General features: G+C 33.1%; 18 protein-coding genes. 14 read left to right on the top strand and 4 right to left on the bottom strand.

Annotation, left to right across the window (positions count from 1 at the left end; all coding sequences use genetic code 11):
• The first annotated feature begins 60 nt into the window (after window positions 1–60).
• The 13 genes from AC2TDS_RS13180 to AC2TDS_RS13120 all read left to right on the top strand — a co-directional run bounded on the left by AC2TDS_RS13180 (window position 61) and on the right by AC2TDS_RS13120 (window position 13,329).
• Window positions 61–390 carry a hypothetical protein gene (locus AC2TDS_RS13180; RefSeq protein ID WP_484736045.1) on the top strand — a complete coding sequence of 110 codons (330 nt, stop codon included), beginning with the start codon at window positions 61–63 and terminating at the stop codon, window positions 388–390.
• Window positions 391–393: 3 nt separating this feature from the next.
• Window positions 394–1,260 carry a DUF58 domain-containing protein gene (locus AC2TDS_RS13175; RefSeq protein WP_484736044.1) on the top strand — a complete coding sequence of 289 codons (867 nt, stop codon included), beginning with the start codon at window positions 394–396 and terminating at the stop codon, window positions 1,258–1,260.
• A 26-nt stretch (window positions 1,261–1,286) separates the two neighbouring features.
• The gene (locus AC2TDS_RS13170) at window positions 1,287–2,375 is read left to right on the top strand and encodes a hypothetical protein (RefSeq protein ID WP_484736043.1); all 1,089 of its coding nucleotides are present in this window, start codon (window positions 1,287–1,289) and stop codon (window positions 2,373–2,375) included.
• Window positions 2,365–3,369, top strand: a complete 1,005-nt coding sequence (locus tag AC2TDS_RS13165; protein ID WP_484736042.1) for a vWA domain-containing protein — start codon at window positions 2,365–2,367, stop codon at window positions 3,367–3,369. The genes AC2TDS_RS13170 and AC2TDS_RS13165 overlap by 11 nt, the downstream gene beginning before the upstream one ends.
• A gap of 13 nt (window positions 3,370–3,382) precedes the next feature.
• Window positions 3,383–4,426: a vWA domain-containing protein gene (locus AC2TDS_RS13160; protein WP_484736041.1), complete on the top strand. Its 1,044-nt coding sequence runs from the start codon at window positions 3,383–3,385 to the stop codon at window positions 4,424–4,426.
• On the top strand, window positions 4,407–5,222 hold the full coding sequence (gene batC / locus AC2TDS_RS13155) for a TPR repeat aerotolerance protein BatC (protein ID WP_484736040.1): 816 nt from the start codon (window positions 4,407–4,409) through the stop codon (window positions 5,220–5,222). The genes AC2TDS_RS13160 and batC overlap by 20 nt, the downstream gene beginning before the upstream one ends.
• 126 nt (window positions 5,223–5,348) lie before the next feature.
• Window positions 5,349–7,106, top strand: coding sequence for an aerotolerance protein BatD (gene batD, locus AC2TDS_RS13150; RefSeq protein WP_484736039.1), 1,758 nt, complete (start codon window positions 5,349–5,351; stop codon window positions 7,104–7,106).
• Window positions 7,103–7,867, top strand: a complete 765-nt coding sequence (locus tag AC2TDS_RS13145; RefSeq protein WP_484736038.1) for a tetratricopeptide repeat protein — start codon at window positions 7,103–7,105, stop codon at window positions 7,865–7,867. The genes batD and AC2TDS_RS13145 overlap by 4 nt, the downstream gene beginning before the upstream one ends.
• 56 nt (window positions 7,868–7,923) lie before the next feature.
• Window positions 7,924–8,214, top strand: coding sequence for a hypothetical protein (locus tag AC2TDS_RS13140; RefSeq protein ID WP_484736037.1), 291 nt, complete (start codon window positions 7,924–7,926; stop codon window positions 8,212–8,214).
• A 172-nt stretch (window positions 8,215–8,386) separates the two neighbouring features.
• Window positions 8,387–9,916 (top strand): SulP family inorganic anion transporter, encoded by a 1,530-nt coding sequence (locus tag AC2TDS_RS13135; protein ID WP_484736036.1) that lies wholly within the window; start codon window positions 8,387–8,389, stop codon window positions 9,914–9,916.
• 11 nt (window positions 9,917–9,927) lie between these two features.
• On the top strand, window positions 9,928–10,719 hold the full coding sequence (locus AC2TDS_RS13130; RefSeq protein WP_484736035.1) for a universal stress protein: 792 nt from the start codon (window positions 9,928–9,930) through the stop codon (window positions 10,717–10,719).
• Between the two features lie 106 nt (window positions 10,720–10,825).
• Entirely contained in the window at window positions 10,826–12,688 is a 1,863-nt protein-coding gene (locus AC2TDS_RS13125) for a SulP family inorganic anion transporter (protein ID WP_484736034.1), read from the top strand.
• Between the two features lie 11 nt (window positions 12,689–12,699).
• Window positions 12,700–13,329: a carbonic anhydrase family protein gene (locus AC2TDS_RS13120; protein ID WP_484736033.1), complete on the top strand. Its 630-nt coding sequence runs from the start codon at window positions 12,700–12,702 to the stop codon at window positions 13,327–13,329.
• Between the two features lie 311 nt (window positions 13,330–13,640).
• Here AC2TDS_RS13120 and AC2TDS_RS13115 read toward each other — a convergent pair whose 3' ends face one another.
• The 4 genes from AC2TDS_RS13115 to AC2TDS_RS13100 all read right to left on the bottom strand — a co-directional run bounded on the left by AC2TDS_RS13115 (window position 13,641) and on the right by AC2TDS_RS13100 (window position 20,377).
• The gene (locus AC2TDS_RS13115; RefSeq protein WP_484736032.1) at window positions 13,641–15,590 is read right to left on the bottom strand and encodes a DUF3858 domain-containing protein; all 1,950 of its coding nucleotides are present in this window, start codon (window positions 15,588–15,590) and stop codon (window positions 13,641–13,643) included.
• Window positions 15,591–15,676: 86 nt separating this feature from the next.
• Window positions 15,677–17,929, bottom strand: coding sequence for an inorganic phosphate transporter (locus AC2TDS_RS13110; protein WP_484736031.1), 2,253 nt, complete (start codon window positions 17,927–17,929; stop codon window positions 15,677–15,679).
• Between the two features lie 73 nt (window positions 17,930–18,002).
• The gene (locus tag AC2TDS_RS13105) at window positions 18,003–19,244 is read right to left on the bottom strand and encodes a porin (RefSeq protein ID WP_484736030.1); all 1,242 of its coding nucleotides are present in this window, start codon (window positions 19,242–19,244) and stop codon (window positions 18,003–18,005) included.
• A 248-nt stretch (window positions 19,245–19,492) separates the two neighbouring features.
• On the bottom strand, window positions 19,493–20,377 hold the full coding sequence (locus AC2TDS_RS13100; RefSeq protein WP_484736029.1) for a metallophosphoesterase: 885 nt from the start codon (window positions 20,375–20,377) through the stop codon (window positions 19,493–19,495).
• Between the two features lie 228 nt (window positions 20,378–20,605).
• On the opposite strand from AC2TDS_RS13100, the gene AC2TDS_RS13095 reads away from it, so the two are divergent.
• Window positions 20,606–22,687, top strand: a complete 2,082-nt coding sequence (locus tag AC2TDS_RS13095) for a M20/M25/M40 family metallo-hydrolase (protein WP_484736028.1) — start codon at window positions 20,606–20,608, stop codon at window positions 22,685–22,687.
• The last annotated feature ends 18 nt before the right edge of the window (window positions 22,688–22,705 follow it).

Below are 22,705 nucleotides of genomic sequence, written 5' to 3'. Positions count from 1 at the left end.
AACTTAATTTTAACTAACCATACTCACTAGAGAAATATTCACCCCTTAAATTAACTAGCGATGATATGCAAATTAACAACGTACAAAACGTTAACAGGAACAAAGAAAATTTTAGAACTGCCCAAGAAAAAGAGGACAGAAGCCATTATTTACCAAAACAATACACCTACATTTTACGTAGATTGTTTTGATTTACAAACAGAATCAAATGTGATGATGAATAGTTTGGTTCTCGGTCAAAAAAGAAGTATATCAAATGTAATTAAAGAAATTGCAGAAAAAAACAATGTAGAACTATCAGTAAAAGAGGCTCCTACAATTTCAATTGAGAAATCATTTGAATTAAAGGAGGTAGAATTACCTCCCTTGCCCGAAAATTGGTTAAAATAATTAATGGACACAAAAGAATTACTTAAAAAAGTTCGTAAAATAGAAATTAAGACACGTAGATTGTCTAATCATATTTTTGGAGGCGAATACCATTCGACCTTTAAAGGACGAGGTATGACCTTTTCTGAAGTAAGGCAATATCAATATGGAGATGATATCCGTGCTATTGACTGGAATGTTACTGCCAGATATAACGAACCTTATGTAAAAGTATTTGAGGAAGAACGAGAACTTACCATGATGCTAGTGGTTGATATCTCAGGTTCTGAGTTTTTTGGCACCACACAACAATTCAAAAAGAATACTATCACTGAAATTGCTGCCACCTTAGCTTTTTCAGCTATTCAAAACAACGACAAGGTTGGTTTGATTTTATTCTCTGATCAGGTAGAATTATTTATCCCTCCTAAAAAAGGAAGAAGCCATGTACTTCGGATTATTAGGGAACTTATTGAGTTTAATCCTAAGAGTAGGCAAACCAATATTACGGAAGCTTTAAAATTTTTATCAAACGTACTAAAAAAAAGAGCTATCGTTTTTATTCTTTCTGATTTTATTGATGACAACTATGAACATACTCTTAAACTCGCAGCGAATAAACATGACGTCACCGGAATTAGAGTATTTGATAAACATGATCAAGAAATTCCAAATCTTGGAATGGTTCCAATGTTAGACTCCGAAACTGGTAATGTCCATTTAGTAAATACAAGTTCCTCATCGGTAAGATCTCAATACAAAGCCAATGGGTTGAAATTAGAAGATTATTTTAAAAATGCATTTAGAAAAAGTGGCGCTGGTGTTATTAGCACACGTGTTGATGAAAGCTATGTAAAGAAATTACTTGGATATTTTAAACAAAAAGGATAATTGTCACAAAAAGATGGCACCAAACAATGAAGTATAAATTATTTTACATATTACTCTTTCTTACCGTATCAGTTAGTTATGCTCAATCATCGATGGTTAAGGTAGAGACTGATACGACGAGCATTAGAATTGGAGAGCAATTTGAGTATCGAATCACCGTGAATGAGACTGAAAATGTTATTATTCCAAAACTCGAAAATTTAAACGCATTAGAAGTTGTTGATTCTTTAAAAATAGACACCCTCAATAATAAACTCATAAAAAAATATATCCTTACTGGATTTGATAGTGGAGCTTACTATATTCCGAAACAGCAGATTTTCGTAAAAAACCAAGCTTACTTAACAGATAGCTTATTGATCAGTGTTGTTACGGTTCCTATAGATACAGCAAAAATCAAGAAATTCCCTATTAAAGGAATAAAAGGTGAACCTTATCAGTTTGATGATATTAAATTATATATATACTGGGCTTTAGCCATTTTATTAATCGTAATTACAACACTGTATTTTGCTCTTAAAAGAACGGAGAACGACACCACTAAAACAGCAATTCCAAAACTAGCTCCATACCAAGAAGCTCTCAGAAAACTTCAACTTCTTGACGAGAAATTATTATGGCAAAATAATAAAGTAAAATCTTTCTATAGTGAATTAACAGACATAGTTAGAGGTTATATAGAAAAAGAACTTCATATTCAAGCCTTGGAGCAAACAACCAATGAATTAGTTGAAAGTTTAGCGGATTTTAGTGACGCAAAAGTGATTGTTACCGAAAAAGAAACCATTAAAAAGCTAGAAAAACTACTACAACAATCTGACCTTGTGAAGTTTGCTAAATCCAAACCTTTAGCTCAAGAAATTGAGACTGACAGAACTATAGCTGAATATATTATTAATCATATAAAACCATCAACAACTGAAGAAAATTCAGAAATAAGCTATAGCAAACCTGTAGCAATTGTTCAAAAGCCAGAGGTAAAAAAGCCTAACCTTGTTACAAGGCTCCTATTAATAACAATAATGTTAGTGTTTATTTTATTAATTTCTTTTGGAATCTCTAAAATAATATCCATGTCTAACCTATCAAAACAACCAGTAGAAAATGTTCAATAATTTTGAATTCCATAGTCCAGAATTTTTATGGTTGCTGTTGTTCATACCGCTGTTAGCTACATGGAACTTCTTGACAAGAAAAAAGGATAGTGCGCAGTTAAGAATAGCAAGTTTAAAAGGGTTTTCAATAAAATCATCATTCGTATCAAAACTTAAACCTGCCCTATATATTCTCCGCATACTTGCCTTAACGGCAATTATTATTGGATTAGCACGACCTAGAAATGTTGATATAAGCAAAAAGACAAAAACGAACAAAGGTATCGACATTGTTATGGCAATTGATGTATCTGCCAGTATGCTCGCCAAAGACTTAAAACCAAATAGGTTAGAAGCTTTAAAACGAGTTGCTACTGATTTCATAAATAGAAGACCCAATGATAGAATAGGTATTGTGGTATATGCTGGGGAAAGTTTTACACAGACCCCTATAACCAGTGATAAATCAATTGTAAAACGAACTATCGCAGAAATTAAATGGGGGCAATTAGAAGGTGGCACTGCAATAGGAATGGGGCTAGGATCTGCTGTTAACCGTTTAAAAGAAAGTAAAGCCAAAAGTAAAGTCATCATACTTTTAACCGATGGCGTAAATAATGCTGGGTTTGTAGATCCAAAAACCGCTACCGAATTAGCTAAAGGTAACAACATTAAAGTATATACTATTGGAATTGGAACTAACGGTATGGCTCCTTTCCCTTGGGCAAAGGACCCGCGTACAGGTAAAATTTCGTTTAGAAACCAACAAGTTGAAATTGATGAGAGTTTGTTAAAACACATTGCTCAAGAAACTGAAGGAAAATACTTTAGAGCAACGAACAACACAAAACTTAAAGCTATTTATGATGAAATAGATAAACTCGAAAAAACAAAAATTGAAGAATTTAAGTACTATAATTATACCGAACAATACAGGTTTTGGGTATTCATAGCGGGTATGTTTTTGCTCCTCGAGTTTTTGTTAAAAAACACAATTTTTAAAAGTTTTATATAATTAGCATTGATTTATGTATAAAATAGAAGAGCCTATATATTTTTACTTTTTCGCAATTATTCCAATAATAGTTTTAATTTTCTTATTGGTTTTATGGTGGAAAAAAAGAACGCAAAGAAAGTTTGCTTCTTCAGATTTGTTAGCAAAATTAGCTCCAAATTCTTCCAACTTTAAATCAATTTTGAAATTAGTTTTCTTTTTGTTGGGTTTATCATTTTTGATCATCTCACTTGTAAACCCTAAGATGGGAACTAAGTTAAAAACTGTAAAAAGAGAAGGAGTAGATGTTGTTTTTGCTTTAGATGTTTCAAAAAGTATGTTGGCAGAAGACATTGCTCCAAATAGATTAGAAAAATCTAAACAAATTATTTCTAAAATTATCGATAAGCTGGGCAGTGATAGAGTTGGTATTATTATTTATGCAGGTAACGCCTACCCCTTGTTACCGATTACAACGGATCACGCTGCTGGCAAAATGTTTTTACAGAACGCAAATCCCGATATGGTTTCTAGCCAAGGCACCGCCATCAACGAAGCCCTAGATTTAGCCAAAACCTATTATAATAATGACGAGCAAACCAATCGTTTTTTAGTTATAATTTCTGATGGGGAAGACCATCAAGAAGAAACCAAACAGATTGCGCAAAACATAGCTAACGAAGGTGTAAAAGTTTACACCATTGGTGTTGGTAGTGAAAAGGGAGGGCCTATTCCTATTAAATTAAATGGCTCACTTATTGGCTATAAAAAAGACCGACAAGGTGAAACCGTTATTACGCAAAGAAAAGCCCCTATATTACAAGAGATTGCCGAAATAGCCAATGGAAGCTATATTGACGGAAACAAAACAGAAACACCCGTAAAAGAGATAGTTGACATTATCGCTAATGCCCAAAAAAGCGAATTTGAAACGAAACAATTCTCTGATTACAAAGATCAATTCCAATGGTTTTTAGGTCTTGGGTTATTGTTTTTAATACTTGACATATTTTTATTTGAGAGAAAAACCAAATGGTTAAAGAAAATAGATTTATTTAATGAAGAAGTTAAAAATTAGGAGTGTGAACAATTTATTAAAAACCTTATTCAGTCTGTTATTGGCAACTATTTCGATAGTTGCGAATGCACAACAAGACACTTTGCAATTGCAACGCGACGCACGCAATTTACTGCGTGAAGGAAACAAACTATATAATAAGCAAAAGTTTGATGAGGCTTCTATTGCCTACAGAAAAGCTTTAGGTAAAAACAGTAAGTATGATAAAGCTAGCTATAACTTCGGTAACTCTTTATATCAAAACAAAAATTACAAAGAAGCTGTTTCCCAGTTTGAGTTAACAGCAAAAACGGCTAAAGATAAATTTTCTAAAGCAGAAGCCTTTCACAATATAGGTAATGCCATGCTCGAACAAAAGCAGTACCAACAAGCGGTTAATGCTTATAAAAACTCTCTAAGAAACAACCCTAATGACGATGAAACTCGTTACAACTTAGCTGTTGCTCAAAAAGAACTGAAAAAACAGCAACAAAACCAGAAGGACAACAAAGACAACAAAGACAACAAAGACAATAAGAAAGACCAGAAGGACAAAAAAGATCAAAAGGACAAAAAAGACAAGGAGGATAACAAGGATAAAAAAGACCAAAAGGACAAAAAAGATCAAAAAGATAAAAAGGAAGGAGACAACAAGGATAAAAAAGATCAAAAACAAAAACCTCAACAAGGAAAAATGACTCCAGAGGAAATGAAACAATTGCTTGAGAGTTTGAACAATGAAGAAAAAAAGACTCAGAAGAAAATGAATGTAAAAAAATCTAAAGGAAAAAAGGTTAAGCAAGAAAAAGACTGGTAAGTTTTTGACTGTATTTCGGTTAAAGTTAATCTAAACACCGTTTCTATATTCAAAAATTATGAAATTTTTATATTAAAATGCATAGTTAAAATGTTATTTTTGCGCATGTTAAAAATGATTAGTAATTTGAAATTTTACATAGTAGTACTCTTAAGTGTTTTTACCTTTGCAGTTAACGCTCAAAAAAGTGAATTTAAAGCAAGTGTTAGCAAAAACAAGCTCGGTGTTAATCAACGGTTTAGAATTCAATTTACAATAAACAAACAAGGAGCCGATAATTTTAAATCTCCGAATTTCACCAACTTTAAAGTCGTTGGTGGGCCAAGTCAATCGGTAAGTCAATCTTGGATTAATGGTAAGATCTCTTTCTCTCAAAAGTATACCTATATTCTACAACCCAAAAGAAAAGGAGAGTTTAATTTGCCTCCAGCTTCTATAGAAGTTGATGGTAACGTTCTAAATTCTAATACCGTAAAGATAATAGTTTTAGATGCTATTGAATTACCCAAAAACCCAAACGATCCAGACTATATTGCCTCTCAAAATATTCATTTAGTTGCTGAAATTTCAAAGTCAAAACCTTACGTAGGTGAAGGGTTGTACGTTGAATATCGTTTGTACTTTAGTGAAAATGTTGCTATTTACGAAAATGCCATTACAGAATCGCCTCAATACAACGGTTTTTGGAATCAAGAAATAGATAGAAACGGAACTCCGGTAAAAGAAGGAACTTACAATGGAGAGAACTATAGATATGCTATTCTACACAAAGCATTGTTAATTCCCACGAAATCTGGCAGATTAACCATTGATCCGATGAAAATGGACATTGTAGTGGGGGTACCTACGGGTCGTGCCGATTTTTTTGGCAACGTAATTACGCGTCGTGTACGTAAAGAATTCTCCTCTGCTAAAAAAATAATACAAGCGAAATCATTACCTACTAAAAACAAACCTGTTGACTTCAATGGAGCTGTTGGTCAATTTTCATTTGATGTTTCCCTAAGCAAGCAACTATTAAAAGCTAATGAATCATCACAAATAAAAGTAGCTATTAAAGGTAAAGGGAATATAAAATTATTTGAACTCCCAAAAATAGAAACACCGAAAGAACTTGAAGTATATCAACCTGAAAGGAAAGAAAACGTAAGTATAACTTCTAGCGGCTTAAAAGGTTCAATCACTGATAATTACACCTTAGTCCCTCAATTTAAAGGAAAGTATAAAATACCTTCAGTTAGTTTTTCATATTTTGATCCTAAAGAAAAGGTATATCAAACCATTCAATCTGAAGATTTATTTGTAAATGTTTTAGAGGGTAAAGAATTAGCCTCAAATTCAAACAAAAACTTTGCAAACAAACAAAACATAGAACTCACGGGTACTAATTTTAGATATATTCAAACATCTTCTAATTTTGTTACCAGTACTACTTCAGACTTTTTCAAATCATCGTTGTTTTATATTCTTTTATTGTTGCCAATAATTGCCATTCCTTTACTAATTCTCTTGAATAGAAAAAAAGAAGAAAGAACTAAAGATATTCTAGGAAACAAACAACGAAAAGCAGATAAACTAGCTAAGAGATATTTATCAACCGCTTCTAAACAACTAGGTAATAAAGAAGCTTTCTATGAAGCGCTAGAAAGAGCATTGCACAACTATTTAAAAGCAAAATTGAAAGTAGAAACTTCTGATATTAGTAGAGAAAAAATAACTTCTTTATTAACAAACAAAAACGTTAGTAACGACACTATAAATCAATTCATTGAGGTTCTTAATGATTGTGACTTTGCCCGTTATACACCTATTGACAGCGTGCAAATGAATCAAGAATTTGAAAAAGCGAAATTAGTAATTACTCAATTAGACAAACAGTTATGATAAAGCGTATTGTTGCCCTTTTAGTATTTTTTTCAACTATTTTTGTATCTGCGCAAACTTCTGATGCCTTATTTAACACGGCAAATGATTTATACAAAGATGGTAAATATCAAGAAGCAATTGATCTTTACCAACAGATAGAGCATAAAAACGTAGTTTCTTCTGAATTATACTACAATTTAGGGAATTGTCATTATAAACTAAACAAGGTTGCCCCTAGTATTTATAATTATGAGAAAGCATTATTGCTCGACCCATTAAATGAAGATGCTAAAAACAATCTAATCATTGCCAATAAGCTAACATTAGACAGGATTGAAGAACTCCCCAAATCATTGTTTCAAAAACTTACTACCAATTATCTAGAAAAGTTACATTATAATTCTTGGGCATATCTCAGTGTTTCTTTCTCAATAATTGCCAGTATCTTGTTTTTACTTTTCTATTTTTCTAGTAACCCACCAAAAAAACGATTTTACTTTGTTACGAGTTCTATAGGTTTCGTATTGTTATTTTTAACATTAATAATAACCTTTCAACAATACACAAAAGCTATTAAGACAAAGCACGCAATTGTTTTTGCTGAAGAAGTTGCTGTGAAAAATGCTCCAACCTTACATTCGGATAGAATCTTTACGTTGCACGAAGGCACTAAGGTTTCTGTTTTGGATATGGTAGATGATTGGAAAAAAATCAAATTGATCGATGGAAAAATTGGTTGGTTACCATCAAATACTTTAAAAATTATACCTAATATTTAATTATTTTTTAACACAAATTTAATTACCAAATAGTACTTTTACCTTCCGAAAAAACCATGGGTAAAAACGTATTAATATACTTACTAACTGCTGTACTAATTACAACGATAGCGCTACCTGCGTACATCAGCCTATCTGAAAAAAAATGTGAGTCTTCCAGAGTTATTAGTGACTCAGATGGAGATGAAAGCATTGAAGAAGAATTAGAAATAAAATTATACTACGTAAACACGATAGCATCTTTATATAAGCATAAAACTACACACAAAGAAGTGCCTTATATTTCAAAAGATTATGCCTCTATTAATCTACAATTAGAATCTCCACCTCCGGAATTTCTTACCTAATATTCGGCTTACGATCTGAAATACTCAGTAGCAAAAACTTAGCTAAACCAGTTAAGTGCTAGACGTTCTATGACCAAATCGAAAACTATAGAATTTTTTGTTACCCCATTCAGATTATTTATGTATAATTTTTAAAAACCATCAACTTAAAAGTTGATAAAATTTTCTTTTCATGTTCAAATCAATTAAAAATGATTTACCCGCTAGTATAGTGGTATTTTTTGTTGCCTTACCTTTATGTTTAGGTATAGCACTAGCAAGTGGAGCTCCCTTATTCTCTGGAGTCATTGCTGGTATTGTTGGAGGTATTGTTGTTGGGAGCCTAAGTGGCTCAAAAATTGGAGTTAGCGGACCTGCGGCCGGTCTTGCCGCCATCGTTTTATCCGCTATCGCAACCTTAGGTAGTTATGAGAACTTTCTTGTAGCTGTGGTTTTAGGTGGCGTAATACAACTATTATTAGGTGTATTGAAAGCAGGAGTCATAGGATACTACTTTCCTTCTTCTGTAATAAAAGGTATGTTAACCGGTATTGGAATTATTATTATAATTAAACAAATACCGTTCTTTTTTGGCTACGACAAGACAGCTGAAAGTTATTCTATGGAGGCAATAAATTTAGGGTCTACCATTGTCGGAGTAATAGGTTTAGGAATTCTTATCCTTTGGGATAAGGTACTATCTAAAAAAGGTAAAATTTTTCAATTAGTACAGGGACCATTGGTTGCTGTTGTCATTGGGATCGTATTTTATATTATTACTCAAGGGAATGAACAACTAGGTATTAGCACTGCACAATTGGTAAAAGTGCCAGTACCTGAAAATTTAGACACGTTCTTTAATCAATTTAGCTTTCCAAACTTCAATGCTATTGGGAATAAAGATATTTGGATAGTTGCTTTTACCATTGCTTTAGTAGCAAGTTTAGAAACTCTTTTATGTGTAGAAGCAACCGACAAAATAGACCCAAATAAAAACGTTACTCCAACCAATCGAGAATTACTAGCTCAAGGAACCGGAAACATTATATCTGGTTTAATAGGTGGTTTACCTATTACCCAGGTAATTGTTCGTAGTTCAGCGAATATTCAATCAGGAGGTAAGAGCAAATTATCAGCGATAATTCATGGATTCTTTTTACTCATCTCGGTTATCTTGATTCCTAGTCTTTTAAATAAAATTCCTTTGTCAGTTTTAGCGGCTGTGTTGTTAATTGTAGGTTTTAAACTGGCTAAACCTGCCCTGTTTTTATCAATGTATAAACAAGGATTAAAACAATTCCTTCCATTTATAGTAACGGTTTTAGGTATTGTTTTTGCAGATTTATTAATTGGTATTGGGCTAGGGCTATCAGTAGGTATTGTAGTGATTCTTTTCAAAAGTTACCAGAACTCACACTTCTTACATATTGAAGATAAAAGTAACGGTCTTCATAAAATAAAAATGACCCTTGCAGAAGAAGTAACTTTCTTTAATAAGGGTGCAATTCTAAAAGAATTGGATAATCTTCCGAAAGATACTTATTTAGAATTAGACGTGAGAAAAACTCGTTATTTAGATAACGATATCGTTGAAATTCTTGAAGATTTCGCTTTTAAAGCAAAAGAAAGAAATATTGACATCAAATTACACTCTGAACGAGGGGTCGTAGAAAACCCATCGAGTTTTATTGAATTCTTTAAATTAAGACCAAAAACAGCCTAAAAACAAACTAGATGAACAAAAATAGCGCAAAATATAAAATAGCGGTGTTATCTGATTTAGGAAATGGCACGACAACAGCTTTAAGAACATCAATTAGTTTGGCAAAACTAATTGATGGAAGTATCGAATTCTTTCATGTGAAAAAACCTACCGATATTGTTCGTACTGACAACCAATTATCGGCTGCTAGGAGCATTAACTCTGAATTCACCAAGACAAGCAAGGCAATAAGCCAACTAACATCACCCTTTTCTGAAAAGTATAACGTTTCTATAAATACGTCATTCACTTTCGGGAATATAAAGGAGGAAATCAATCGTTTTTTAGAAGAGAACAATCCAGATATTGTGGTAATAGGTAAACGAAAACCCATACGATTATTGGGTGACAACATTACTCAATTCATTCTTAAAAAGCATCGTGGTTCAATGATCATAGCTTCAGAGCAAAATGAATTGAATCCTAACGAAGAAATATCACTAGGAATCCTAAATGGGTCTAAGCAAGACAACACTGATGATTTTGTGAAAGATATCATACAAAACATTCAAAAACCGCTAAAGCTGTTTAGGATTATAAACTCTCATGAAAATGGTAGTATAACAGAAAAACAGGATAACGACCAAGTGAAAGAATTTGTTTTCGAGAAAAATAATGATATTCATAGTAAACTATCGACTCATTTATTAAACAACGGCATTAATTTATTGCTAGTTAATAAAACAAGTAAAGAAAAAATGACCGCAAATTCAGTAAATGAATTAGTACATAAACTAGGTGTTTCTTTGGTGGTAGCCAACTAAATTAAAAATGAACTGCAAGACTTAAACTAATAGTTAAATTAACTATCGGTTTCTTGCAGATTCTTAATTTTTTAGTATATTTATTTCCTACTCAACACGTGAAAAAATGAAACAATTATTTTCGAATCTAAGGGGCGATCTCTTTGGAGGTATTACAGCAGGTATTGTTGCCTTACCTCTGGCATTAGCTTTTGGGGTTTCTTCAGGGCTAGGACCTAGTGCAGGGCTATATGGCGCTATATTTATTGCTTTTTTTGCTGCCCTTTTTGGCGGTACAAGCACCCAAATATCAGGGCCAACAGCACCAATGACAGCGGTGAGCATGGTCGTTATTGCTAGTATTATCGCAACAAATGATGGTGATCTAAACCAAGCACTACCGACAATTTTAACCGTATTTTTAGTAGCTGGGTTATTTCAAATAATGCTAGGTATTCTTGGTTTGGGTAAGTATATACGATATATTCCTTATCCTGTAGTTTCTGGTTTTATGACCGCTATCGGTGTTATTATTTTGGTAACACAAATTTTACCATCGGTAGGCTATTATCCAAAAGAAGATACGGAATTTGTAGAGCGATTCAAACCACAGGCTGAAGAAATAATTTTAGAAAACATCTTGAAAGATGAGGCAGGTGAAGGAATTTTAGTCTTAGAAGATTTTAAAGAAACCATTCGGCGAGCTGAAGCCACAACACAGGCTGCCATATTAAAAGAAAGCAAAACTCTTGCTGGCAAAGAAGCTTCCGGAGTTTTAGGTACCTTTAAGGTTTTACCAAGAGCATTACAAAATATTAGCTGGCTGGAAATCATATTAGCATTAGGTACTATTTTTATTATTTATGGGTTTAAGCGAATCACAACAACTGTACCAAGTACGTTAGTTGCGTTGGTTGTAATGACCAGTATAGCCATTGGTTTCGGTCTTAATTACAGACCTATTGAAGAAATTCCTGGAGGATTCCCGCTCCCTAATATGGAAATTTTCTCTGGTTTCAGCCTAGCTGGTATTACACCGTATATTTTCACGGCACTAACGCTTGCACTATTAGGAGCGATTGATTCTTTGTTAACATCTGTTGTAGCTGATAACATGACCAAAACGAAACACAAACCTAATAAAGAGCTTGTTGGTCAAGGAATAGGTAATACTATTGCTGCAGTTTTCGGAGGTATTCCAGGTGCTGGAGCAACCATCCGAACTGTGGTTAATATAAACTCTGGCGGTAAGACAAAATTGTCTGGAATGATTGCTGGTATTATGTTACTTATTATTTTATTAGGCTTAGGTCCTATTGCTTCAAGAATACCCGCTGCGGTATTAGCTGGAATTTTAATTACTGTTGGTATTGGGGTTATGGATTATAAAGGGTTAAAAGCCATTCCTAACTTGCCAAGAGACACCAAAATTGGACCGTTTAGGATTAGCTCGGAAGTGATTATAATGATTGTTGTATTGTTACTTTCTACTTTTTGGAATTTGGTATATGCCGTAGGGATTGGTTTGGTTATTGCTTCTTTAATGTTTATGAAAAAAATCGGGGATTTAACTGGAAAGCGCTCTGATGTAAAGCCTCTGAAAGAGGAAGCCTGGGCCGATGAAAAAGATTTCCCTAAAACTCTAGCAGAAGAAGTATTCATAAAACACATTAAAGGCCCGTTATTCTTTGGTTCTACCAGTAATTTTCAGCAATTAGCAAAACAAATTCCAGTAAATGCCTCCACCATTATTATAAGAATGGATAGAATGCAGTATCTAGACCAGTCTGGATTATATGCTTTGGAAGACATTTTAGTTGATTTGAAAAAAGAAGGGAAAAACATACTCTTCGTAGATGTACTAGAGCAACCCCGATATATGATGGAACGTATTGATATTATCCCAGATCTCGTTCCTGAAACATCAATTTTTAACAATTTCAATGATTGTTTAATCTGGGTAAAACAACATGTAAAAGACAAACATTAAAAAACATTAAAATGAGAAATATAGCGATTACAAAAGACATTCAAAACTCCCTAACTCCTGATACAGTATTACAGGATTTATTAGATGGGAATAAAAAGTATGTAAGTAACAACTTAACTAATTCTAACCTTACTGAACTAGTAAAACAAACTACCGAAGGGCAGTTTCCAAAAGCTGTTATCTTATCTTGTATCGACTCAAGAGTACCTGTAGAAATGGTATTTGACCAGACGATCGGAGACGTTTTTGTGGCTCGTGTTGCTGGAAATTTTGAAAACACGGATATTCTAGGAAGTATGGAATATTCTTGCGCTGTAGCAGGAAGTAAATTAGTACTTGTACTAGGTCATGAAAGTTGTGGAGCAGTTAAAGCTGCCTGTGATGGTGTAGAATTAGGAAACATTACTGCCATGTTAGATAATATTGTTCCTGCTGCCAAACTAGCCTCAGAACAGGTTGAAGGTGCCAGTGATTCATCGAACAGTGCATTTGTTGCTAAAACTGTCGAAAACAATGTTAAGTTAACCATTGAAAGAATTCGTGAAAAGAGTAAAATACTTCAAGAAATGGAAGATAATGGTGAAATAAAAATAGTTGGTGGTGTTTACTCGCTCAAAACAGGTAAAGTAACTATGTTATAATAGTACTTGTTATCAATTAAAAGAGGCTGTATAATTCTAATTATACAGCCTCTTTTTTTTATATAGAAACAGTCTAGATCGATCAAACATGAACGAAATATGCCCATTATTAGGTGAAATTACCCATCATTTCCTTGCTGCCATCTTATGTTTTATACCCGCGAACTATTAGAGAAAATTAGGCTTAAAATTCTATCACCTATTGATTGAAATTTACCATAAACAATTATGGGCGGTACATTAACATCAGAAATAATATAAAGCACTTAACAAAATCGTTAAAATCTATTCATAAACACAAAACGGTTTTATTAGTTTGGTACTATTTCTAACATGGTATCTTGTGTTTTTATTATATTATTAAAAAACTCTTTTAACGCATAATATTCATCACTACTATAAATACTTTTATTTAAGCTTAACTTAGCAAACAAAATAATTACATTATCCTTTATTTTTACATTAATAAAAAATCTCCCACCCTTATAGGGTAATCTAAATGCTTTGTTTTTAATAGCTCTTTTTACGGTATACCCTTCGGGAATTTCCAAATAAAATCTATACGTATTTGCAATTGGATACCCAAAATCAACAGGATAATCACGTTTATTTAATTTAAAGGGGTTTATCGTCCATCTCTCCACTAAAAAAGGATTTACACCGTAGCTATTCTCTTTCTCCACATCATCCATCGTAATACTATACTCCTCACGTAAACGCTCTTCTGCATCCTCTAAATCAACCACATTAAACGAATCTACCGCTAGATATGGATACTCCGCTTCAAATGCATCCAAATAAGATTCTTCATTTTGAGATTTTAGTTCTTCTCTCCTATTTAACGCATAGTATCCTCTTGAATTTATTATCAGTTTCCCTGTGATCATACCACTAGAATCAAGGTTTAATTTGGCACTTATATTTTTGGTTGCCTTGTTATTCATCGTAATAGTTTCCCAAAAACTACCATTTTTAAAATCGAGTACCCTTCCATCACCATTCAAGGCATCAAACTGAACCAAACCAAAAGGTAAGTCTTTTTTAGTAGCATCTAAATAATAAATTTGACCATCAATGATAACTTTTACAAAAAGATAATTAAAATCATTAATTACAGGATATAATTTATTCGGCACTGCTCTATCTCTAGTAGAAGTCAATACCAAAAATGATTCTATGTTGGCTGCTTGGAGTGAGTTATAAAGAGCCAAATTGATGTCAAAAATAGTTCCGGTTTTATTCTCGAAAGCTTTCTTTATCCGCACCTTTCTTGAAGGCCAGTATTTCTCGTTCCAATTAAAATGATTTTTAATATATGTATAAATCTCCTTAGCTTTAACCAAGCGGTCTTTAATTTCAAAAAAATTAGATGGTAATTTTCTTTTGAAAAAGCTTTTCTTAGAAGCTTGATTATCCAGAAAATTCAATTTCAACCTTTTATCAGCATCTTTCCATGTTTTTGTGAAATTGGTTACTCCTCCACTTGTATCAAAAAAAGATTGCAGTTCAAAAGTAACTTTCCACATGAAATTATCCGCGCTTAACATATGATCTTCTTCTTTGAATGCAGGTATATCATCCATACCATATAAAACACTCAAACAATCTCCTCTTCCCACTCCTCTAACATACATACAATCTTTTATAATCTTTGCCTCATTTCTATCCAATTTTAAAAAACCAATAAGACCAGCATTATATTTCCAATTTCCTAAAATAGATGCGGTAAAATCACTCTTTTGTTTTGGAATATCAGATTGGAATAACCAATCATCTATATGTGAATAAGGAGAAGTTATCGTATAGGTGTATTCTATAACGCTGCCTACCTTAACATTAGGCATTGTAAACGTTATTTCTTTGAAGTTCTTATTATGTTGTTTTTCGTAAATGTTGCCATCTATTAAATCAGTAGATTTTATGGTATTTATACTTGAATGATTATAGGTGACTCCTTTTATCCTATATATTTTTTCTTTTTTATATGCTGGAATCCTAATTGTTGCTTTATCAAAACCTTCCTTCTTAAGAATTTTAATTTTAAAATAGTAATCAGTTGTTCGTTTATAATCACGTTCTTCATCAATATAATAATTCGCATGCTCATACAATACTACTGCATTCGCAGTAGTATCTTTATCATAAACAGACATTTCCAATTCTTCAGTTAAAATAGTTCCTATTTTAGATGATCTCTCTTTTTGAGAATAACATTTAAAAATAGCAAAAACTAGGGCAATTAATATACTGTTTCTTTTCATAGCTTTTTGTTGTAAAAAATAACCCCTTGAATACGTCAAGGGGTTGCAATTTATAACTTTTTTTTATATTATAATATGAAAATCAATTAGATAACACTCTTTGTACTTACATGAAACTCTTCATACGTTTCTAGTAAACTCATTAAACCAGATACCAGATCTTGTGTTTCAATTAATATACTAAAGTACAAGGTAGTATTCTTAGGACTCGTTTCATCAGTTCTAATTCTTTCAACTTGCTTTTCTATTGAATAAGAAACTTCTTTTAACAGCTCTTTCTTTTCATCGATAATATGCACTAAATTATCAAAGCTCCTATCTACAAAGGTAGTACTAATGTCTTCCAATATTTTAGATAATTTATTATCAATAGATTTTAAATCTTTTAATTGTCCTTTTTTGAGATTTTTATGATTGTTATTTACATGTTTATATGTCGCTCTTGAAATATAACTAATTGACTGAGCTACATCTTGTAAATACCCTAAAATTAAAATATAAAAACGACTCGCTTGAACAGAAGTATCGTCTAAAGATTTAATAAAATAAAACACACCATCTTTCAAACTATCAATTTCGTCATTTAACTTTGTAACATGCTTATCAGTTTTTCTAAGCTTGATCAGGTCATGATTTGCCAAATCGTTAACCACACTCGAATACAACTTATTAATTCTATTGGCTACTCCAGCGATATGACTAGAACTTTCTTCAATAACACCATTTATAGTAGTTAATTCAGCTCTCTCCATATGAACCTGTTTCTTTTCTTCCTTTGATTTCCTTCTATGGATTAACGTATTTCTACCTATTAAAAGTCCAACAACTAGTAACAATACCGGAATCATCATTTTATCCCAACTAATTAAATACGCTACAATCGCCGCAACGACAAAAGCGGTTAAGGCAGTTAAAAACCAACCACCAACAACATTGATCACTCCTGCAACTCTGTACACGGCACTTTCACGCCCCCAAGCTCTATCTGCTAACGATGTACCCATAGCTACCATAAACGTTACATAGGTAGTTGACAACGGTAATTTCATAGAGGTTGCTATAGATATTAAAATACCCGCTACTATCAGATTAACAGATGCTCGAACCAAATCGAACGCCGGCATCTCATAGGTTTTATCTTTAGGTAACACAATTACTGGTTTTTGAAATTTAGAATCTATATATTCAGTAACTTGAGATGGCAAAATAAAGGTTATTCCTTTATTTATTCCCATGGCTGCTCTAACCACAACTCTAGATAAGGGGTTTGGCTGAAATTTTTCATGTCCTTCACCTTGTCTTGATAAGTCAATACCCGTTTTAATTACATTTTTAGCTTTACTCGACGTCCATAATGTCACTACCATTATACCACCTGCCAAAAGTAATAACCAGACATTTGACGGCACTTTTTTAGCTAAAATCTCCATAGAAAATGCATCCGGTGCAACACCAGACACTTCCCAAGCCTGATATGAATTCCAAGCGGCTATTGGTACCCCAATAAAATTAACCAAATCATTACCTGAAAAAGCCATTGCCAAAGAAAATGTACCAACGCCAATAATCAATTTCAAAACGTTTACCTTAAACAAGCTGATTAACGCCTGAGACAACAAGCTCCAAACCACAAAACTAATAGCGATAATAAGCAGTGTATTCCCTTCAACTAAATGCTTTACATCTTTATAGAAAGGAGTTCCTTTCATTCCTTTTATAATAATAAAATAAGTGATAGCTGTAATAGCAAACCCTCCAAATAAAGCATTTATATAACTTGCTCTTTTTTCAAAATTAAAGGAATATATTAATCGGGACACAAACTGAACAAGTGCTCCTACAGAAAAAGCCACTACGACGGACAGTAATATTCCATTAATAATTTCCACCGCCTTTTTATGGTTAATATAATTCCAAATATCAACTAGGGTTTGGCTGTCATTCTGAGATATCTTAATTAAAGATATACAAACCGCCGCTCCTAATAATTCAAATACAATAGACACTGTTGTCGATGTAGGCATTCCTAATGAATTAAAGACATCTAGCAATAAAATATCTGTAATCATTACCGCCATAAAAATGAACATAATATCCTGAAACATAAACATATTAGGATTGAAAATCCCTTTACGTGCAACTTCCATCATACCGCTGGAAGTTACTGCTCCAAAAAACACCCCAATACTGGCAATTATCATTATATTTCTAACTTTGATTGCCTTTGAACCAATTGCTGAGTTTAAGAAATTAACTGCATCGTTACTAACCCCGACGACTAAATCTACTATAGCTAAAACAGCTAAAGCGACTAACATTAAAATATATGGATCTCCCATTCTTTGTATATAATTAAGTTTTGCAAAATTAACAACACTGCATAGTGCTTATGTTACCTTTATGTTAATATTTTTAGAAGTGAACGTCTACTTGTAGTCTAAACATTAATTCGTTTGTTTTGTCTCCAAAATCAAAATAACAAACATCCGTTTGTACTTTTAGCTTATGCCCCGCTATATATCTAGACAACCCCATCGTATATTGATTTTCTACACCTATTCCGGTAACATCTTTATCTAATGTTACTGTGGTATATCTACCTGATACTTCCCAGTTATTTAAAAACAAATAGCCGGCATGTACATTTAACCCTTTCCCTACCTGAACAACTATAGGTTTATTTTCGTCATCTAACAATATAGAACCATCTGAATTTTTAGCTATTGGGTCATTTGCTTTTCTGTGAGCATACTCTCCCATAAATGAAAAGCCTTTATATTTAAACATCGTGTCTACAAATAGCGTTGAAATGTTGGTTTTATAAAACCCGATATCATTCTTCATATAAGTTCCTTGATTACTTCTATTTTTTACAGCATTGTGATTCAAGTCATAACTTACTCCGAAAGCTAGTTTTGGTATCGGTTCTCTAGCTAAATCACCTCCTTTATAATCACCACCATTTTTAAATTTACCAAAAGGCAACAGCTCTATACGTCCTGTATACTGATGTCCACCCAAATTTCCTGTTGTTACATCCCTTCCTTCTCCTTGTGCAATTGAAAAAACTTCCTTCACTATAAAACGATCAGATATATTGAAATGATGCTGTAATTGCATTCCAATATCTCTATCTATATTAAATCTTTTGTTCAACAACGATCTATCTACCAATTGCAGATTCGCAGAAGAAACTACACGTTCTCTATTTCCTGGTAATTTCGCTTGTCCAAGCCATAATTCGAAGTTTTGGTAAAAACTCCATTTTACAACGGCATCCAAAATGTATCGCGGTGCATCATTTGTATATTCAGAAGCCCCACCAATATCTTGGTTGGTTAGGCCTAATTCGAATTTGTACTTCAATTTAGGAGAAAAGGCGAAGCCATTAAATTTTAAACGAGCGCGTCTTACTAAAAACGAAGTTGAGGGTGAAGACAACCCTTCAGAAGAAGCATTCCATTTTACGCTATTCAAAAATTGCATTCTTATTCCAACTTTCATAGACCAGGTGCTATCCTTTCCAATCAAATTAAACAGTCCTTTTCCAAATTTTGGAGATTCAGCTCTAAATCTTGGAGATTGCGTTTGCTGTGCTTGGGTACAAAGCAGTACAAACATACTTACTACAGTAAGTAATGTCTTAATTTTCATCAGTATTAGTTTTTGTCGCAGCAAATAACCAACACCCATGTTAAGTTAGTGTTAACACAACATTAAATAAAGACTGCCCTGACCAAGGGCAGTTAAGTCATTATGATATAGTCGACAAAAACTAAATACCTGATGACTAAAAGTATCGTATTAATAAGATGCGGCAAAAATAATCACCTAATTTTATTAAAATTTTAAGCAATCTTTAAATAATTGTTACGTATATCAATTTCATAGCTCTAAACACCCTACATATAGTATGACAAATTCTCAGGACCTTCTAACACCTGCCTTGTGATATGCATCATTCCGTCATCATTAACAAGAACGTGCCACTTAATAAGCGTTATTTCGTAATTTACAATCTCTAATCCTGTTATGCATCTCGGATGCACGCAACTTCCATCATTAAAATGTGGCAATTCATCTACTGCAGGAAACCTAGGACGATGCGTATGACCCGAAATGGTCATCTGATAATTATTGTCTTTAATCCAGTCTTCTATTCGCCTTTCTACTTTAATCAATTCCTTATAATTTTGAGCAGGGCTGGTTGGGTCTTTAACCCCAATGACTTGCAATGGTCTCCATAAAAAACGCACTAAAAAACGACTTAATTTCCAACAACGATAATTAAACCAATCCGCCTGATGTCCATGCAGTAACAAGATCGACTTACCATCTGATTGCTCTAACCTAATAGCTTCGGAAAAAGAAGCTCTAGCCATGAGTTCCTTTTCTTTACTATCAGCTGTATCATAGTAAGTATGTAAATTTTTAGCGATATGTTTTTTATTTTTATAATCCATATCATGATTTCCCCAAATAAAATGCAACCTATTGTCATCATGAAATTTTTTTAGCAAAAGGTAAACATCTTTATTAGCTTTAAATATTGCCGTAAACTCATTCTCCCATAGCTCATCACCATCACCTAACTCTATATAGGTAAACTTCTCTTTAAAATAATATGACAAAGCATAATGGTAAATATTTCTGTTATGAGAAAAATCATCAGCAAAGCTATTGTCTCCCCGATGGCAATCAGAAAATAAAATATACTTAGACTCTTGGGAGAGATTTAATTTTTTTGCATTTAAAAAAGCTCTAGTTATTCTATGTTTAGAAGACATTCTTGCTAAATATTTACAGCATAAATATGCACAAAAAATATGATAAATAAAATTAAAGATTACTCCCTATAAACTTTAGGTACTTTAAACAAAGAAATATTGCTTACATTTAAGTTTTTAAAAAATAACCAAATATTAAATACTCATTTTAAATAACTTACGTTTACACCTAAACTTAAGCCTATTTATTAAGTATTAAAAATCAATTTAATTAAAACCCTTCTAAAAATGAAAAAACAGTACGTATTAATTTCGTTACTATGTTTGTGCCTTAGCATTTCTTATGTATATGGCCAAGAAAAAATGTTTTACGGTACTATTACCACAAAAGACGCTTTAAAACTTCAAGAAATTGCCCCCACAGATATTAAAATTATATCCTCCATGGATGGTTTTAGTGCGGTTAAATTAGATGATGACGCCGCAGAAAAATTACATCACATGATTTTAACGCATGGTCCTGGGTTTATTTATGAAGCATCAGAAAAGCAGGCTGTTGAAACTATTCAAAAACTACAAAGTAAAAATCGGGTTCAGAAAAGAGCTAGCTATAGTATCTCTGAAGACCAATTGGTAACTCAAAGCATTGATTTAGTAAATAACACGAATATTGAAAACCATATTAAAGAACTTGAAAGCTATGGCACTAGGTATCATACCACAGCAAATGCCACACAATCTGTTATCGATTTAAAACAAAAATGGGAAACCATGGCTAGTAATCGGTCAGATGTTTCTGTTAGGCTGGTGAATCACACTAGTACTACCATGCCATCAGTAATCATGACAATTCAAGGAAAAGAAGCCCCTGATGAATATGTAATCATAGGAGGGCATATAGATTCTGTGAGCCCAGAGAGAGAAACCAATGCCCCCGGTGCAGATGATAATGCTTCAGGGATTGCCACCATCACAGAAGTTGCAAGAGTTCTTTTTGACATGAATTTCAAACCTATAAGAACGATTGAATTTATGGCCTACGCCGCTGAAGAGGTAGGCCTAAGAGGTTCAAAGGAAATTGCCGAAGACTATAACAACAGAAATGTCAACGTTGTATCTTATTTACAATTTGACATGACGAATTACAAAGGTTCATCTAAAGATGTTTATATCTCAGACGATAGTTATAATAGTAGTTCATTGAATTCATTTCTGGCACAACTAATGGATCATTACAATTCTTCTGGAAATCATCAATTTAATTATGACTATACGCGTTGTAATTACGGATGTTCTGATCATTATAGTTGGTCTCAACAAGGTTATGAAACGGCTTTTCCTTTTGAGGCCTCTTTTAACGATTCTAACCCTTACATTCATACGGTTAACGATACATTTGATCGATCTCCGACGTCAAATGCTACGCATGCAGCGAAATTTGCCAAACTTGGTTTAGAATATTTAATTGAAGTTGCTAAAAATGAAACAAACGTAAGCACTCCTGTCTACTGCTCCTCAGCTGGTAATAGTGTTTCCGATGAATACATTCAACGAGTAGTTTTAGGAACAATTGATAATAGCTCAGGTGCTACAAATGGATATCAAGATTTCACTAGTCTATCTACGAGCCTAGAACAAGGGATTTCTCAAAATATTACGATAACACCAGAATGGACAGGAACTAAATATAGAGAAGCATATGCTGTTTGGATAGACTATAATCAAGATTCAGATTTTGAAGATCAGGGAGAACAAGTATGGACAAAAGCTCCATCACTAGACACTTATGTTAGCGGTTCTTTTGTAGTTCCCTCAACGGCAAAACTAGGAAAAACAAGAATGAGGGTAACCATGAGATATAATACCACTCCAACTTCCCCTTGTGGCTCTTTTAATTACGGAGAGGTCGAAGATTATTCTGTTACGATACTCGAGGGCGATGGTAGTACTGGCAATATTTGTGACGGTGTTGCGCCTTATAGTTCTTCTACTAGTTATCAAACAGGAGACCGTGTAACTTATTTTGGTAATTTATACGAAAGAACTAGCACTGGCTGGCAAATGATAGGTAGCTGTAGTAGTAGTAAGGTATCAAAAAACAATTCAAATAACATCCTTGTCAATGATAAAGAAGTAATACTTTTCTCTCCTAACCCAGCAGATGGAACTACAATTTCACTGACTATAAACAATGAATTATGGAAAAATAAAGCTGTACAAATATATGATTCTAATGGAAAATTAGTTCAAAAGATACGTCTGGCTTCTAGAACGAAAACTGTTACCATTTCGCATCTAAAAACAGGTGTCTATTTCATATCTCTTGAAAGAACTGGAAAGACGTATACACAACACCTCATCAAAAATTAAAATTAAATCTGAGTAAAA

The sequence above is a fragment of the Tenacibaculum profundicola genome (assembly GCF_057220795.1).
Note: the sequence above shows the minus strand (reverse complement) of the source record. Positions and strands in the feature narration are given on the sequence as shown.

Excerpts from the sequence above, each read along its gene's own strand:
- AC2TDS_RS13180 (WP_484736045.1), top strand. The coding sequence starts at position 61 with ATGATATGCAAATTAACAACGTACAAAACGTTAACAGGAACAAAGAAA.
- AC2TDS_RS13175 (WP_484736044.1), top strand. The coding sequence starts at position 394 with ATGGACACAAAAGAATTACTTAAAAAAGTTCGTAAAATAGAAATTAAG.
- AC2TDS_RS13170 (WP_484736043.1), top strand. The coding sequence starts at position 1,287 with ATGAAGTATAAATTATTTTACATATTACTCTTTCTTACCGTATCAGTT.
- AC2TDS_RS13165 (WP_484736042.1), top strand. The coding sequence starts at position 2,365 with ATGTTCAATAATTTTGAATTCCATAGTCCAGAATTTTTATGGTTGCTG.
- AC2TDS_RS13160 (WP_484736041.1), top strand. The coding sequence starts at position 3,383 with ATGTATAAAATAGAAGAGCCTATATATTTTTACTTTTTCGCAATTATT.
- batC (WP_484736040.1), top strand. The coding sequence starts at position 4,407 with ATGAAGAAGTTAAAAATTAGGAGTGTGAACAATTTATTAAAAACCTTA.
- AC2TDS_RS13145 (WP_484736038.1), top strand. The coding sequence starts at position 7,103 with ATGATAAAGCGTATTGTTGCCCTTTTAGTATTTTTTTCAACTATTTTT.
- AC2TDS_RS13140 (WP_484736037.1), top strand. The coding sequence starts at position 7,924 with ATGGGTAAAAACGTATTAATATACTTACTAACTGCTGTACTAATTACA.
- AC2TDS_RS13135 (WP_484736036.1), top strand. The coding sequence starts at position 8,387 with ATGTTCAAATCAATTAAAAATGATTTACCCGCTAGTATAGTGGTATTT.
- AC2TDS_RS13130 (WP_484736035.1), top strand. The coding sequence starts at position 9,928 with ATGAACAAAAATAGCGCAAAATATAAAATAGCGGTGTTATCTGATTTA.
- AC2TDS_RS13125 (WP_484736034.1), top strand. The coding sequence starts at position 10,826 with ATGAAACAATTATTTTCGAATCTAAGGGGCGATCTCTTTGGAGGTATT.
- AC2TDS_RS13120 (WP_484736033.1), top strand. The coding sequence starts at position 12,700 with ATGAGAAATATAGCGATTACAAAAGACATTCAAAACTCCCTAACTCCT.
- AC2TDS_RS13115 (WP_484736032.1), bottom strand. The coding sequence starts at position 15,590 with ATGAAAAGAAACAGTATATTAATTGCCCTAGTTTTTGCTATTTTTAAA.
- AC2TDS_RS13110 (WP_484736031.1), bottom strand. The coding sequence starts at position 17,929 with ATGGGAGATCCATATATTTTAATGTTAGTCGCTTTAGCTGTTTTAGCT.
- AC2TDS_RS13105 (WP_484736030.1), bottom strand. The coding sequence starts at position 19,244 with ATGAAAATTAAGACATTACTTACTGTAGTAAGTATGTTTGTACTGCTT.
- AC2TDS_RS13100 (WP_484736029.1), bottom strand. The coding sequence starts at position 20,377 with ATGTCTTCTAAACATAGAATAACTAGAGCTTTTTTAAATGCAAAAAAA.
- AC2TDS_RS13095 (WP_484736028.1), top strand. The coding sequence starts at position 20,606 with ATGAAAAAACAGTACGTATTAATTTCGTTACTATGTTTGTGCCTTAGC.